Source organism: Myxococcus sp. NMCA1 (assembly GCF_026810205.1).
Lineage (GTDB): Bacteria > Myxococcota > Myxococcia > Myxococcales > Myxococcaceae > Myxococcus > Myxococcus xanthus_A.
In genome coordinates, this window is the sequence record NZ_CP113950.1 from 6,988,952 (window position 1) to 7,003,811 (window position 14,860).

At 68.4% G+C, this 14,860-nt stretch carries 13 protein-coding genes; 7 read left to right on the forward strand and 6 right to left on the reverse strand.

The genetic code is table 11. The features are described from left to right. Window positions 1–10: 10 nt before the first annotated feature. Window positions 11–397: a hypothetical protein gene (locus OZ403_RS28750; RefSeq protein ID WP_268782272.1), complete on the reverse strand. Its 387-nt coding sequence runs from the start codon at window positions 395–397 to the stop codon at window positions 11–13. Window positions 398–651: 254 nt separating this feature from the next. On the opposite strand from OZ403_RS28750, the gene OZ403_RS28755 reads away from it, so the two are divergent. From OZ403_RS28755 to OZ403_RS28775, 5 genes are all read left to right on the forward strand, one after another. Next, the gene (locus OZ403_RS28755; RefSeq protein ID WP_268782273.1) at window positions 652–2,745 is read left to right on the forward strand and encodes a prolyl oligopeptidase family serine peptidase; all 2,094 of its coding nucleotides are present in this window, start codon (window positions 652–654) and stop codon (window positions 2,743–2,745) included. Window positions 2,746–2,923: 178 nt separating this feature from the next. Then, window positions 2,924–4,012 carry a fatty acid desaturase gene (locus tag OZ403_RS28760; protein WP_268782274.1) on the forward strand — a complete coding sequence of 363 codons (1,089 nt, stop codon included), beginning with the start codon at window positions 2,924–2,926 and terminating at the stop codon, window positions 4,010–4,012. 2 nt (window positions 4,013–4,014) lie between these two features. Further along, on the forward strand, window positions 4,015–4,737 hold the full coding sequence (locus OZ403_RS28765; protein WP_268782275.1) for a hypothetical protein: 723 nt from the start codon (window positions 4,015–4,017) through the stop codon (window positions 4,735–4,737). Then, on the forward strand, window positions 4,730–5,806 hold the full coding sequence (locus OZ403_RS28770) for a YheT family hydrolase (protein WP_268782276.1): 1,077 nt from the start codon (window positions 4,730–4,732) through the stop codon (window positions 5,804–5,806). Before OZ403_RS28765 ends, OZ403_RS28770 begins: the two co-directional genes overlap by 8 nt. After that, window positions 5,727–6,179: an acyl-CoA thioesterase gene (locus tag OZ403_RS28775; RefSeq protein WP_237081489.1), complete on the forward strand. Its 453-nt coding sequence runs from the start codon at window positions 5,727–5,729 to the stop codon at window positions 6,177–6,179. Before OZ403_RS28770 ends, OZ403_RS28775 begins: the two co-directional genes overlap by 80 nt. A 22-nt stretch (window positions 6,180–6,201) precedes the next feature. Here the strand turns inward: OZ403_RS28775 and OZ403_RS28780 are convergent, their stop codons facing one another. The 5 genes from OZ403_RS28780 to OZ403_RS28800 all read right to left on the reverse strand — a co-directional run bounded on the left by OZ403_RS28780 (window position 6,202) and on the right by OZ403_RS28800 (window position 11,666). Beyond that, window positions 6,202–7,653 (reverse strand): NAD(P)/FAD-dependent oxidoreductase, encoded by a 1,452-nt coding sequence (locus OZ403_RS28780; protein WP_268782277.1) that lies wholly within the window; start codon window positions 7,651–7,653, stop codon window positions 6,202–6,204. Between the two features lie 114 nt (window positions 7,654–7,767). Then, window positions 7,768–7,920 carry a hypothetical protein gene (locus OZ403_RS28785; protein WP_268782278.1) on the reverse strand — a complete coding sequence of 51 codons (153 nt, stop codon included), beginning with the start codon at window positions 7,918–7,920 and terminating at the stop codon, window positions 7,768–7,770. Further along, window positions 7,917–9,374 (reverse strand): aKG-HExxH-type peptide beta-hydroxylase, encoded by a 1,458-nt coding sequence (locus tag OZ403_RS28790; protein WP_268782279.1) that lies wholly within the window; start codon window positions 9,372–9,374, stop codon window positions 7,917–7,919. The genes OZ403_RS28785 and OZ403_RS28790 overlap by 4 nt, the downstream gene beginning before the upstream one ends. Beyond that, window positions 9,371–10,858 (reverse strand): aKG-HExxH-type peptide beta-hydroxylase, encoded by a 1,488-nt coding sequence (locus OZ403_RS28795; protein ID WP_140794518.1) that lies wholly within the window; start codon window positions 10,856–10,858, stop codon window positions 9,371–9,373. The genes OZ403_RS28790 and OZ403_RS28795 overlap by 4 nt, the downstream gene beginning before the upstream one ends. 310 nt (window positions 10,859–11,168) lie before the next feature. Then, window positions 11,169–11,666: a GNAT family N-acetyltransferase gene (locus OZ403_RS28800; RefSeq protein ID WP_268782280.1), complete on the reverse strand. Its 498-nt coding sequence runs from the start codon at window positions 11,664–11,666 to the stop codon at window positions 11,169–11,171. Window positions 11,667–12,108: 442 nt separating this feature from the next. Here OZ403_RS28800 and OZ403_RS28805 point away from each other — a divergent pair, with 442 nt between their 5' ends. Then, a complete protein-coding gene (locus OZ403_RS28805) occupies window positions 12,109–13,626 on the forward strand; it encodes a ricin-type beta-trefoil lectin domain protein (protein WP_268782281.1) in 1,518 nt (505 codons plus the stop codon). A gap of 141 nt (window positions 13,627–13,767) precedes the next feature. Continuing rightward, window positions 13,768–14,781: a metallophosphoesterase gene (locus OZ403_RS28810; protein ID WP_268782282.1), complete on the forward strand. Its 1,014-nt coding sequence runs from the start codon at window positions 13,768–13,770 to the stop codon at window positions 14,779–14,781. The last annotated feature ends 79 nt before the right edge of the window (window positions 14,782–14,860 follow it).

Here is a 14,860-nt window from a genome sequence, read left to right on the forward strand (position 1 = left end):
AGAGGAAAAGTCAGCGGCCCGCGCCGGGCGCGGCGTGGCGGAGGCGGAAGGCCGCTTCCTTCCGTTGGTTCTGCGCTGCCACGTCCTCGCGGCGGCGGCGCTCGCGCACCACGCGGTGCAGACGCGCGACAGGGTCCGAAACGGAGGCGTCATCCAGCCACGAGCGCATCCACGCGTGGCGACGCTGTGACTCGAAGTCATCCCCCAGCGACTCGGCGAGCTGCACGTACACGCGCACGTCGTCGAGCGAGAAGATGCCCCGGTCCACCACCCTGCGCACCACCGGCTCGAGCCGCTCGCGGGTCCATCCAGGCTCCGCCGCCGAAGGCTCCGCGAGGAGCGCCGTGACGAGCTGCGCGACGCGGCTGTCCATCGCGGCGCTGCGCAACGAACTCATCTGCGACTCGCGAATCCGCAACAACGTTGAAACCGTCCCGATGGAGTGACGCGAGATTATTTCTGTTTCACGCGAATCAAACAAGGTGCGGCGACGCGCTCCGCACCGAGCACCTCGGCCTCCTGGAATTCATCGGATTCACGCGCGAAATTCCGGAGTTCGACACCGCGCCGCGCGAAGGTGGCCCCTTCGCGGTTGGGCTACAACCGCGCCGCGCCTTCCTGCCCGCACGTCCGCGCCAGGACCAACGCCCCGTGAAGGAACAGCCGATGACGCCCGTGGACCGGACCTGGAAGTACCCCTCCACACGCAGAGACGCGCGGAGCGGCTACACGCTGCACGGCCAGCGCTTCGACGACCCCTACGCGTGGATGGAACAGCTCGATGCGCCGGAGACGCAGGCGTGGATTTCCGAGCAGGAGGCCCTCACGCAATCGGTGCTCCACGCCCTCCCTGGCCGCGAGGCACTGCGCGAGGCGGTCACCCGCTCCGCGCGGCAGGCACGCAGGTCCCCGCCCATTTCCGCCGGTCCGGGGGGGCGTGAGTTCCTCTGGCAGGCAGAGGCCCGCGACGACAAGCTCAAGCTCCTGCTCCGGCGCCACGAAGGAGCGCCGTTGGAGACGTTGCTCGACCCCAACACGTGGGCGAGCAACGAGGTGCTCGTCTTCGCGGTCCCCTCCCCGGATGGCGCATTCGTCGCGTTCGGCAAGGCCGTGGGAAGCGCCCACGGCGCATTGATTCACGTACTCGAGGTCTCGACGGGGAGGCTGCTGCCGGACCGCCCCCGAGGCACCAGCCACGCCTCGGTGGCCTGGCGGCCCGATGCATCCGGGTTCTTCTACGCCGCGAACCCCGACCCCGGCGAGGTGCCCGCGGGCGAAGAGGCTCACTGGAACGCCGTCTACGAGCACCGGCTGGGCTCGGGCGCACCCGCCCGGCGCGTCTTCGGTGATGACCACGAGAAGGAGTACTGGTGCACCGTCAAAGTGAGCGAGTGCGGCCGCTTCGCCGTGCTCGCGAAGTGGGACTACGTCCACGCCAACGTCATCACCCTGCTGCGCCTCGTGGACGATGCGCGCATCCCCGTGGCCACGGGGATGAAGTCCCTCAATCAGGTGCAGGTCATCGGCGAGTCCCTGCTCATCCACACCGACCTCGAGGCGCCTCGTGGCCGGCTCTGCACCGCGCCGCTGTCGGCGCCCACACAGTGGCGGACGCTCATCCCTGAAAGCGAGCACACGCTTCAGACGGTCGCGGGCGTCGGCGGCCGGCTCTACGCCGTCTACTCACGCGCGGCGGCGCACCACGTGCGCATCCACGCCGAGGACGGCACCTGGCTGCGCGACCTGAAGCTCCCAGCCCTGGGCGCCGTGAATCGCAACGAGGGCGAGGGAATCGTCAGCGGCGTCAGCGGCCCATGGCGGGGCGACGAGGTGTGGGTGAACTTCATGTCGTACGTGCAGGCCCCCTCTGTCTATTGCTACGACTACGACGCAGACCTGCTGACGCCGTACCACGTCCCCGACGTCGGGCTCGACGCGTCCAAATACGTGACGGAGCAGGTCTGGTACCCGTCGCTCGACGGCACCCGGGTGTCCATGTTCCTCGTCCACCGGAAGGACCTGCCGCGCGACGGACAGTGGCCCGTGAGGCTGAGTGGCTACGGCGGCTTCAACATCTCCGTGGAGCCGCGCTTCACGCCGCTCCAAGCCGCCTGGCTGAAGTGGGGCGGCGTGCTGGCCTTCGCCAACGTACGGGGCGGCGGAGAGTACGGCCGCGCCTGGCACGAGGCGGCCCTCAAGACACGTCGGCAGAACGCCTTCGACGACTTCATCGCGGCGGCGCGCTGGCTCGTCTCGGAGGGCTACACGGTGCCCGCCCGACTGGCCTCGCGAGGAAACAGCAACGGTGGGCTGCTGGTCGCCGTCACCGCCCTGCAGGCCCCAGCGTCCTTTGGTGCCGTCTTCTGCCGCGCGCCCACGCTCGACATGCTGCGCTTCCCGAGCTTCGGCTACCTGAGCTCGGCCACCGTCGAATACGGCTCACCCGAGGACCCGGTTGAGGGTGCCTACCTCGCGGGGTACTCGCCCTACCACAATGTCAGAGCCGGGCTTCGTTACCCCCGGATGGCCTTCGTCGCCGCGCTGAACGACCGGACCGCCCCTCCCCACGACCCGCTGAAGATGGTCGCCAGACTTCAGGCAGACGGCACGCAGGGCGGGCCCTTTCTCCTGCTCCCGCTTCGCGACTCCGGGCATGGGGGCGGCACCACCCTGACGGCGCTCATCGAGCAGGACGTCGACGAGCTCTGCTTCTACTGTGGGGCGCTCGGCGTCTCACCGGGTTGAGGCACCTGCGCCGCAGGGCCCGGCCCCCAGAGGCCCCGAGCCCGCAGGAGAATTCTGCGCCCGACGACGTCAAGCGACCCACCACTCCGGGGATTCTTGATTCGAGAATCAACGCGCGTTATGTCGGAAATCCCTAAATTGACAGCCCTTGGGGGAAGTCTGGGGATTCGGGGCAGCCATGCCATCTGACGCATCCACCGTTAGCGATTCTCGCGCCCAGTCCCAGGATTGGCGGGCGCGCACCCAGCGGAGCGTGGTCCAGCTCGTGGGATGCGTGGGCGCCTATGTCCTGCTCGCGGGGGCCAGCTATGTCTTCTTCGCCCAAAGCCTGGTGGGCGGCGTGGCGCTGGCGGTGCTCGCGGGCGTCGTGCTCGTCCGGGTCTTCATCCTCCAGCACGACTGTGCCCACCGCTCGCTGTTCCAGCGTCCGGTGACGAATGACCGGGTGGGCGTGGTGCTGGGCATGCTGACGCTGGCGCCGCACGCGTACTGGCGGGCCATGCACCTGGTCCATCACAGCACCAGCGGCGACCTCGACCGGCGCGGCGTGGGCGACATCGTGACGATGACGGCCCAGGAGTACCTGGCGCTCAAGCCCTCCCAACGCCTGCGCTACCGGCTGTACCGGCACCCCGCGGTCCTCCTGGGCGTGGGGCCCATCTTCCAGTTCCTGCTGCGCTTCCGCATGCCGGGCATCGTCGCCAAGGAGCGCAGGCCCGAGCGCCGCTCCATCCTGGTGACGAACCTTGCGCTGGTGGCCGTCCACCTCGCGTTCCTGGCGCTGGGTGACTGGCCCCGGTGGCTGGTGGTGCACCTCATCATCACCCAGGTGGCCGCGGGCCTGGGCATCTGGCTCTTCTTCGTGCAGCACCAGGTGGAGCGGCCCTACTGGGTTCCCCGGGCGCAGTGGTCCCTGAAGGGCTCGGCGCTCCAGGGCAGCAGTCACCTGGTGCTGCCGCGCGCGTTCGAGTGGCTCTTCGGCGCCATCAACCTGCACCACGTCCATCACCTGAAGCCCCAGATTCCCAACTACCTGCTGCGCGGTTACATGGAGCGGCACGGCCTGGCCGAAGAGGGCGTGAAGCTGGACTTGCGCGACTCGGTGCTCGCCTTCCGCCTCAAGGTGTACGACGAGGCCACCGGCAGGATGACGGGCTTTCCCCCTGCCCACGCGGGCCAGGCCAGGACACCGCTGGCCTCCCCGCCCTCCATCGAGCCGACAGGTCAGCTGGTCCGACTGATGACCTTCTCCGGCGAGGAACGCTGAAAATGCCTGATTACGTCCATGTCCTCCTCGGACTCGTGCTGGGGTACGTCATCTCCTCGTACGTCGAGTCCTTCATGCACGAGTACGTGTCCGACGCGCGTCCGAAGGCGGTGCGCTTCTGGAACCGCGCGCCGCGGCTGTTCCGGCCGATGATCAACACGCACTTCTCCCACCACACCATCCATCACGTGAGGACTTTTCGGAGCAACCACGTGACGCAGTTCCGGAGCGAGGAGGAGAAGCAGAAGCTCACCGAGGAGCTGCTCCAGCGGGGCAAGCACGGCCGGACCATCATCAACGGCGCATTTGCCACCCGGCTGCACGGCGAGGGCGCCTTCGTCTTCGTGGCCCCGCTGGTCATCTTCTTCCCGGTGTTCTACTTCACGCTCAAGCCCATTGCCTTCCTGGCCGGCTGCGTGACGCTGCTGCTGCCGCCCTTCATGAGCCACTTCGTCCACCCGTACCTGCACCTGCCCTTCGAGGAAGGACAGCGCACCGCGCCCCGGTGGCTGGCGTGGCTGCTGCGGACCCGCTACATGCGCGCCGTCTACCGCAACCACTTCCTGCACCACCGCTATGGCGGCGTGTCCAACTTCAACCTGGTGCTGGGAGCGGACATCGTGCGGCGGCGCACCCGTGTGCTGACGGAGAAGGACCTGGCCGTCATGGCCGAGGTGGGCATGCCGCTGCCCGAAGAGTCCCACACGCGGACCGTCCATGGCTGAGCACGCGAACGCCTTCCACGTCCCCTGGTGGCTGCGCTTCTCCCATGTGCAGACCGTCGTCCCCCACCTGGACCGGCGCCGACACGACGTGCTCACCGAGCACATCCGCCACGAGCTGGCGGACGGCGACTTCGTGGACGTGTACTGGCTGAACCGGACGCGGCCAGGGCCCTTGTTCATCCTGCTGCCCGGCATGCAGGGCACCCAGGACTCCACCTACGTCCGCAGCCTCCTGTCGGAGCTGTCCCTGCGCGGCCTGCGCGCGGCGGTGTTGTGCCACCGGGGCGGCGCCGTGCCCAACCGGCGGGCCCCCTTCTATCACGCGGGTTTCACCGACCACCTGGCCTGGCTGGCGCGCTTCGTCCGTGAGCAGGAGCCCCACACGCCGCTCTATGGCGTGGGCTTCTCCCTGGGCGGCAGCATGTTGATTCGCTACCTGGCGGAGACGGGCCACGCCAGCCAGCTGTCCGCCGCGGCGGCCGTGTCCCTGACGTTCTCCCTGGGCAGCACGGCCCGGCGGGCCTGCGAAGGCATCAACCAGCTCTACCAGCTCCGCGTGTTGAACTCGTACAAGCGCGTCGCGCGGCTCAAGGCCCACCTGCCGGAGTTCGCGTCACGCGTTGGGACGCTGAACGGGATGCGCAGCATCCAGGCCTTCGACGAGGCCTTCACCGCGCCCCTCCACGGCTTCAAGGACGCGGAGGACTACTACGAGCGGTGCAGCAGCCAGCAATTCCTGTCGGGCATCGAAGTGCCCTTCCTCGTCCTCAACGCCGAGGACGACCCGCTCGTCGCCCGGGACACGCTCCCTGACGCACGCGCGCTGCGGGAGCACGTGCGGCTGGAGCTGACGCCGCATGGCGGGCACCTGGGTTTCATGTATCAGCGTTCCTCCGGGCTGGGTTACTACCCGCCGGCCCGGCTCATCTCGTTCTTCCTGCAGGAGCCGTCCGAAGCACATGAATCTCTATCTCAGGATGTTGTGGGTCATGCTCTCCTCGCTCTGGAAGCCGGAGATGCGCGTGGACGCGCTGACGAGCACGCTGGAGCAGCGCGTCCTGCCCAATGACCTGGACCTGAACCTGCACATGAACAACGGACGGTTCCTCACCGTCTGTGACTTGAGCCGGGTCGACCTGTTCATCCGGACGGGCCTGCTGGCGCTCATGCTCAAGCAAAAGTGGGCGCCCATCATCGTGCGTCACACCATGGACTACAAAAAGCCGCTTCGCCCGTTCCAGAAGTACACGGTGTCCATGTCGATTACCCGTTGGGACGAGAAGTACTTCTATGCCACCCACCAGTTCCTCTCGCGCGGGAAGGTGGTGGCGGAGGGCGAATCCACCGCGGTGCTGCTCGGGCGCGAGGGCGTCGTCCCTCCAGCGACGGTGCTTGAGGCGGTCACCGCCCGGCAGAACCGGACGGCGGTGGAGAGCCGCTGAGCGGCCCGGGCCTGGGCCCGCTTCACGCCCAGGCCTTGCGGACCTCCGCGTAGTAGTTGCGGAAGAACGGCACCATGGCCGCGCGATTGCTGTCGACGATGGCCAGGAGCTCCGGGGGCATGACGAACTCCTCCTCTCCCAGCGCGTCGTAGAGCGAGTCCAGCATCTGCTGGTAGAAGCGCGGGAAGGCGCGGTGCCAGCCCACCTTGGGCAGCCGGATGCCGTGCTCCCACCCCATGGCCAGGTAGTGCTTGAGCGCCTCCGCGCGCGCCTCCTTCAGCGTGTAGAGGGAGATGGGCTTGCGCTCCGGCAGGAAGTCCTCGGCCACCAGGCCGCTCTGCCCGCACATCCGCCGCGCCATGTGCTGCCCCAGCAGCGGGGAGAGGAACAGCCCGTCGCGGTACGTGCCCGTGAGCAGCCACAGTCCGTCCACGGACGTCGGTCCAATGAGCGGGCACGTGTCCACGGTGACGGGCCGGTTTCCCGCCTGCCAGGCCACGAGCTGCGCGGCGCAGAGGTCCTGGTCAATCTGCTCCAGGACGCACTCCAGCAGGAAGTACATGTCGGCCGGCGTGGTGCGAAGCATCGGCCGAGCCATCAGGATGTTCGTCGCGCCGAAGTAGAGCTGGTCGCCCCCGCGGGGCATGCCATGAAGGCCACAGGCAAAGGCCCGGTTCGGCGTGCGCACCACGTGCTGGAGCGACGGCCTGGGCACCTGGAGCAGCAGCGACGTCCCGCCGCCGCTGAAGATGCGGGGGATTCGCCGCGCCAGCTCCGGCAGCTCGTCGAGGACCGCCTGCGTCCCCACGCCCATGGCGAGCACCACCTGCGCGGCGCTCAGCGCGCGGCCATCCTCCAACCGCACGCCCGTCACGCGGCCCCCCTGGACGTCCAGCGTCTTGACCGCCCCATCCACGATAGACACCTGCGGCGACTGCTCCAGGGACAGGGTGAGCGCCCGCAGCAGGCGGCTCGCGTCCACCGAGCCCTCGCGGGGAAGGAACAGCGCCTGCTTGGGCCGGCAGTCCTCCGCGGGATTCAGGCCCGGCACCTGGTTGGGGTCCAGCAGTTCGTGGGGCTCTTCCTCATCCTTCACCGCCTGCTGGATGGCGATGAAGTTCTCATCCTCAATCGTCCCGGACTTGGCGTTGCTGAAGACGATGGTGCCGGCGCGGACCTGGACGTGCGCGTCCTCGGGCAGCTCGCCATTGAGCTGCTCCAGCCATGAAGGCCAGAGGCGCGCGGCGAGCACGCCCTTGGCATGCTTCGCGCGGCCCGGCGCGGTCCGCAACAAGGGCGCCGTCACTTCCCCATAGCACCCCAGCATCGCCCCAGCGGCGGGGGACGCTCCCGCGGGACGGCTGACGGGACCGACCATGGCGATGCGCAGACGGGGGTCCACCAGCGTCAAGGCGCGCGCGGTCGCCAGGCCCAGCGCGCCGTTGCCCGCCACCACGATGTCATAGGTGTCCATTCGCTCGCTGTCCTTGGTGGCATGGGGATACGGCACAGCGCCCGCCGCATCCGGCTCGAGAGAGCGCGGACACGGCGGGCAGAACGTCAGGGCTTCAGGCTGACCCGACGGGGGTCAGTCCTCCTTCTTGGACGTGTCGTTGACGACGTAGGGAGGCCACCACTGGCGCTCCACGCTCGACCCACACGTCACGCTCGGCTCCTGGAGCAGGTCCTTCTCGGCCACCAGGTTCTTCACGGTCTCCAGCCACTGCGATCCGTTGTTCATGCCACGTCTCCTTGCTGCCGTGTTGGCTCTACGAGGGTACTGCGTACTAGTGAGTCGAGCCCCGAACGCAACTGCCGGCGCGCCTCGTCCGGGGCCACTCTCGCGCCGACAACCTCGAGGTAAGCCCGCTCCATGTCGGAGTACGTCCGGCCGTCGCTGAGTTCGAAAATCAGCCACGCATTCAAGTCGAGCCAGTGGATGCGCGGCGCGGCCGGTGAGAACACCATCAAGCACTCGCCCTGCTTCGACGGGCGGACCCGCAGCCCGTTGACCTTGCGGTACGCGGCCCGCTCCTGCTCACAGGCTCGGGGACCGGCGTCCTTGAGGAAAAGCTCGCGGTCCACGGGCGCCAGGGACTCGCGCAGCCACCTGACGAAGTCGCGCCCCTGCGGTGTGAGCAGGTGGGCCCACTCCGTCAGCAACATCTCCCCCAAGTAGCGAGCCCGGTCCACCGAGCGGCCGTAGCGCGAGGCACTGTCGTTGTTCACCACCGACATCGCATGCGGGCGGGACACATACGCCGAGGGGTCCCCGAACCGCTCCGTCAGGGTGCGGTCCGCCGTGAGCGCGGCCGCCTTGAAGAGCGAGAGGTGCACGTAGACGTGGTAGGCGAACACCGTGCGGACGATGGACCAGCGGATGTCACGCCAGGGGACCTGGATGGTCTCCTCCGGGCGGGCCGCGAGCGCCACCGAGCGAGTCGCATCGAAGAGCTTCATGTGAAGCCCTTCGTGCAGCAGACATCCGGCGACGTCCCAGGGGTTCCCGAGTTCCTCCAGCGACAGGAAGATGGTGGAGGGCGTCAGGTCTCCCCCCGCGGCGGACAGGACGGTGCCCCCTTCGAGCCGAGCGCTGAGCAGCGCGATGGCCTCGATGTGGGTCAGCGCGCTGGCGCCCGAGTCGGGCAGCAGCAGGGAGAGCAGCTCGATGGAGTCGTTGATCTTCCGCTGCGCGGTGGCGTCCGGGCTCAAGAGCGTGCCGCCGCTCTTGGACTTCGCGCCGAAGACGCCGTCGAACGCGGCATGCAGCGCCCGGGAGTACGGGTCCGCGGGCCGAGCCACATCCCACAGCCACTTCGGCACCTCCGAGCCCACCCGCCAGCGCGACGGCATGCGCGACTCGCACAGGCCCAGCGGCAGCGCCTCCAGCGCGCCCGGCAGCATCTCCTCCAGCGGGTGCGGCGACGCCAGGTGGCCCGCCTCCAGGCCGGAGAAGGCCTGCTCCAGCGTCAGGCGCACGAGCGGGTCGAAGAAGACGCGGCGCGCGTCGGCGTCGCTGAGCGACTCCACCGCGGACGCGGCGCGCGCCAGGGACGGCAGCCGCTCTGCGAACAACTCCACGCCAAAGCGGTAACGGGTCAGCACCTTCGCCAGGATTCGCGGCGAGTCTCCGAACACAGAGTGCCTCGACAGCGCCCGGTCCGCGGTCTGAACGACGCCCAGGACACTCGTCACGGTGCACCTCCCTCGGTGACCTGCTCAATCATCCCGCTTGACTCCAGGCCCCTGAGCGTGGGCGCCAGCTGGGCCCAGGCGCGCTCGGCCCCGAGCCCCAGCGACGACGTGTACGAGGTGAGAACCTCTTCCTCCGTCTTGCCGTCACACAGCTCGAAGGCGAGCCACGCCGACAGGTTCAGGGTGACGATCTTCTGCGACGAGGGGTCCAGCGCGAACAGCACCTCCGACGCCGGAGAGCGGCGCAACGAGAGGTCCCGCCCCTGCCGGTAACGCACCGAGGACGGCGCCCTGCTGGAGCTGGACGGTGCCGGCGTGGAGGCCGCGGCGCGCGGAGCGGTGTCGCCCGTGGTGACTCCGTCCACCAGGGGACGAACCGTGTCCCAGAGCCACGCGACGAGCTCGCGCCCGTAGGGCGTTACCCGGGGCGACAGCGGGCCCGAGAGCTGCGAGTGCAGGTACGCCAGCCGCTCCTCGGCCCGGGAGTAGGGCTTGACGTCGTTCTTCACCACCGACATCGCGTGGGCCGGAGCGTCGTAGTCACGGGGCGCGCCGAACTCCGCGTAGCAGTCCGGCCCCAGGTGCTTCACCGCCTCGCGGAACACCTGCATGTGCGCGTACGCGTGGTAGGCGAAGACGCTGTTGGACAGGGCCGTCCGCCGTCCCCAGGGCAGCTCCACCGGGTCGTCATCCGTCACGATGGCGCCCGTGCGAATCAGGTCGGAGAGCTTGAGGTGAATCGCCTCATGCAGGATGTGGCCCGCCGTGTCCCACGGGTTCTCCAGCTCGTCCGGGTCGATGAAAATCATGCACGGCGTGCCGTCGCCCCCGGAGCCGGTGAGCATCCGGCCACGCGGGCCCCGGATGTTCGCCACGGCGATGCAGTGCAGGTGCAGGAAGACGCTCTGCGCCATCTCCGGCACCAGCCGCCGGAGCAGCTCACAGGCCCGCTCCAGGCCTTCCACCATGCGTGGCGTCGGACGGATGATTTCGACGCTGCTCTTGGCCCCAGGCATGAACCCGGTGCGGATGCTGTCGCGCAGCAGGTCCCCGACCCGCGACGGTGTGTCCGGGAGGTCCCAGACCCAGGTGCGGCCCGAAGGCCCCACCGTGAAGTCACGCCCCATCGCCTTGCGCGCGACGGACAGCCGACGGCTCTCCTCCAGCGAATCGAGTGCCTCTCCGAGCAGCGCCGGGAAGGTGTCACGCACCGCCCCTACCCGCCCCGTCGTCTCCAGCTTGCTGATGGCCGTCTCCAGCGCGGCGCGCACGAGCAGGTCACCGAACAAGACATTCACAGACGCGGTGTCCAGCGCCTCGACGCGCTCCGTCAGCGCTCGCAACCGCGCGTCCTGGCGCGACAACACCTCCAGGACGAACTTGTAGCGTTCGATGACACGCAACACGATTTTCAATGAGTTCCCAAACGGCTCCTGATGCTGGAACCGATGGTCGAGCTGCCGGATGACCTCAATCTGTTGCACGCTGCTCTCTCCTCGGACGACAGATTCATCAAAAAATCCGCATCCCGGCATAAACAGCATTTCGAAATTTCAAGGTACCAACCCTTGAAGCCTGTCACAAGCACCTGACGACGAAACAGCGTCCTGCCCTCGCTATTTCCCGCAAAAATCAGACAGCTATGTCTGGAAAGAAATTGTCTCAGTGAAGTAGCGAAGACGCGTTGCGTTGGCTCGCCCGGAGCACCGCGCCCAACCCCAAAGACAGCCAGCAGCGCATCGACCGCAGGAAGCAGTTGGAGTTGGGCATGGAACGATTGTCGTGACTAGGGCCTCATCCTGCCTTCCCTTTCGCGCCCTCTTCTCGATTTCGGACATAGACGTCCGGGTCATGGCGCTCCATGAAGCGCGCGGGCGCGCCCAATGGCTGAAAGCCGTAACGCGCATAGAGTGAATGGGCATCTCGCGTGGCGAGCAAGAACCGCCGAAGCCCTTGCAGGTCGGGATGCGCGAGCAGCGCCTCCATCATCCACTGGCCCAGACCCCGCCCCTGGTACGACTCCAGGACGAAGACGTCACAAAGATAGGCGAAGCTCGCGCGGTCGGTGACGACGCGGGCGTAGCCCACCTGGCCTCCAGACGAATAGAGCCCAAAGACGAGCGAGTTCTGGGCGGCCCGTTCGACCGTCTCCCGGGGAATGCCCGCGGACCAGTATGAGCGGGACAGGTAGCCATGGACGACGTCCAGGTCGATGCGCGCGGGGTCGTCGGAGGCGACGAACCCGTCATCGCGGTGGACTTCGTAGGGAATGGACTCAGTGTGGGTGCGCATGAGCGTGACGCCATCCTACGTCCTCCCAGCGTGTCGCTCGCTGTGCTGCATCCAGGGAGCAGTACAGTTCGTCGCGCGCGTCAGGGACAGGCCACCACGACCTTGTCCACCTTGGTACGGCAGCGCGTCCGCGTGTGCCGCGCTGCCACACAGCAGCAGTCCCAACGTCAGCCAGCTCGATTTCGGCCTGACGCGGGGTGGTAACACCTGTCACCAGCCGAGGACGGCTGTCACCACCTGTCCGTCATAAAATTGCGAGTGGGGCATACGCCATCACCTCACTCGCCCCTGGAAGGCGCTGCACCCGCGTTGGCATGCCGCATGCTCATGCGGACTCCACATCACGCCAGGGAATCCCTCTCACTCCCACGCGCAGGCGATGTCCCCTGCCCTGGCGTTCGCTCTGCCGCGGGAACACTCCCCATCTACTTCCATGAATCGAATGTCTGATTGGCTTTCTACCGCGGCGATGTTCGCTGGCCTTGCCACCCTGACGGGCCTGCCGATGGCCGCCGAGGCCTCGAACGATGTGTCGCCAGAAATCGTCTCCGCGATGCGCCGGGACCTTGGGCTCACCGAGCAGCAGGTGCATCAGCGCCTGTCCTTCGAAGCGAAGGCGCCCGGGCTGGAGCAGACGATGCGTGAACAACTGGGCGACGCCTTCGGTGGCGCCTGGCTCGACGCGGAGGGCGGCCAGCTCATCGTCGGTGTCACCGACGAGTCCCGCCTCGCCAAGGCCCGGGTCGCCGGCGTGAAGACCGTGCGCGTGGCGCGGAGCCTGGCGCGGCTGGAGCAGGTGAAGGCGGAGCTGGACCAGAACGTCCAGGCGCTCTCGCCCGCCATCCACTCCTGGTACGTCGACCTGCCGACGAACAGCGTCGTCGTCTACGTGGACGCCTCCAGCCAGACGAAGCTACGCGCGGAGGCCTTCATCGCGCAGAGCTCGGGCCTGAAGGACGGCAGCCTCCGCGTGGTGGCCTCCACCCACGCGCCCGAGCCCGCCTACGACCTGCGCGGCGGTGACCCGTACTACTTCAGCAACTACCGCTGTTCGGTGGGCTTCCCCGTCAACGGGGGCTTCGTCACCGCCGGCCACTGCGGCGGCGCCGGCACGCCCACCACGGGGCACAACGGCGTGGCCCTGGGCACCATCCGTGGCTCCGTCTGGCCCGGCTCCGACTACGGCTGGGTGGCCACCAATGGCTCGTGGACCCCACAGCCGTGGGTCAACAACTACAGCGGCGGCAACGTCACCGTCGCGGGCTCCCAGGAGGCTCCTGTGAATGCCTCCATCTGCCGCTCCGGCTACACCACCGGCTGGCGGTGCGGCGTGCTCCAGGCGAAGAACATCACCGTCAACTACTCCGTCGGGCCCGTGTACGGCCTGCACAAGACGAACGCGTGCGCGGACGGCGGAGACTCCGGCGGCTCCGTCATCTCCGGCAACCAGGCCCAGGGCGTGACGTCCGGCGTGGCGGGCACGTGTGCCAACGGCAATCCGCCGCAGACGTTCTACCAGCCCGTCAACCCCATCCTGGGCGCCTACGGCCTGACGCTCCGCACGACGGGCGGCGGCAGCAGCGGACGGTCCTTCGTGTCGCGCCTCAACGGCAAGTGCATCGACGTGCCCAACTCCAACTTCTCCGACGGCGTGCAGCTCCAGATGTGGGACTGCAATGGCACGAACGCGCAGCGGTGGACCTTCGTCAACGGCACCGTTCAGGCAGGCGGCAAGTGCATGGACGTGGCCTGGGCCTCCACGGCCAACGGCGCGGCCATCCAGTTGGCCAACTGCAGCGGCAACCCGGCACAGCAGTTCGTGCTGAGCGGCGCGGGTGACCTGGTCAGCGTGCTCGCCAACAAGTGCGTGGACATCGTGAACCACAACACGTCCAGCGGCGCCCGGCTCATCATCTACGAGTGCACGGGCAACCCGAACCAGAAGTGGGACTACCGCTGAACCCTCCGTCGCCTGAACGAGCGACCCGGGTGCCTGGAGGCGATTCAGGCACCGAGGGCCGCGCGGGCGTGACACGCTGAGGTCCTCCAGCGCGCCTGGGCCGGCCAGCCCAGGCGCGCCGTCTCACCAGAGGACATTCCCATGGCCCCCTCTTTGCTCCGCACGCGCCCCCTGCTCGTGCTCGTCCCGCTGCTCCTGGCGGCGGCACCCTCACCCCAAGCCCCGACGCCGCCTCGGCTGGAGGACGCGGTCCCCGACACCTTCACCGGCGTGGAGCGCGTGGTGGCGGTGGGGGACGTGCACGGTGACGTGGACGCCCTGAAGGAGGTGCTACGGCTCGCCGGCCTCATCGACGCGAAGGACCGGTGGATTGGCGGCAAGACGCACCTGGTCCAGACGGGCGACGTGCCGGACCGGGGCGACCAGACGCGAGCGGCGTTCGACCTGCTCATGCGGCTGGAGCAGGAAGCGCTCGCCGCGGGCGGACGGGTCCACGCCCTGCTCGGCAACCATGAAGCCATGAACATGCTGGGTGACCTGCGCTACGTGAGCCCCGGGGAGATGGCTTCGTTCGCCGACCAGAGCCCCGAGCAGGAGAGCGCCGGCTCCCCCCCCGGCCTCAACGGGCACCGCGTCGCGTACAGCCTCCAGGGCCGCTACGGCCAGTGGCTGCGCAAGCACGCCGCCGTGGTGCGCATCAACGACACCCTCTTCGTGCACGGCGGCGTCGCGCCCGGCGTTCCCGGCGGAAACCTGGCCGAGCTCAACCGCTGGGTGCGCCAGGACTTCTTCCCCGACCATCCGCCCGGCGGCGCGCGGGACGCACAGGGCCCCTTGTGGTTCCGAGGCTACGCACTGGGCGAGCCGCAGGACGCCGAACCCGCGCTGGACGCGGTGCTGAAGCGTTATGGCGCCAGGCGCATGGTCATGGGGCACACCACGAACCGCGACGGCAAGGTGAAGGTGCGGTTCAACGGCAAGGCGCTGCTCATCGACACCGGGCTGAGCACCGGGTACGGGCGGAACCTCGCGGCCCTGGAGCTTCGCGGCGGCAAGGTCAATGCCCTGTACCGCGAAGGCCCCGTCACGCTAGGCACCGTGGAGCCCCCCGCCGCGCCGGCTCGCCCCGCGGCCCCGAAGCCTCGGAAGAAATGAGTGGCTGCACAGGTGCGGCTGCTCAGCGTGCAGGCGCTTGCACACGCCGAAGTGCCGTCACCTCAAGGGGATGCAGGGC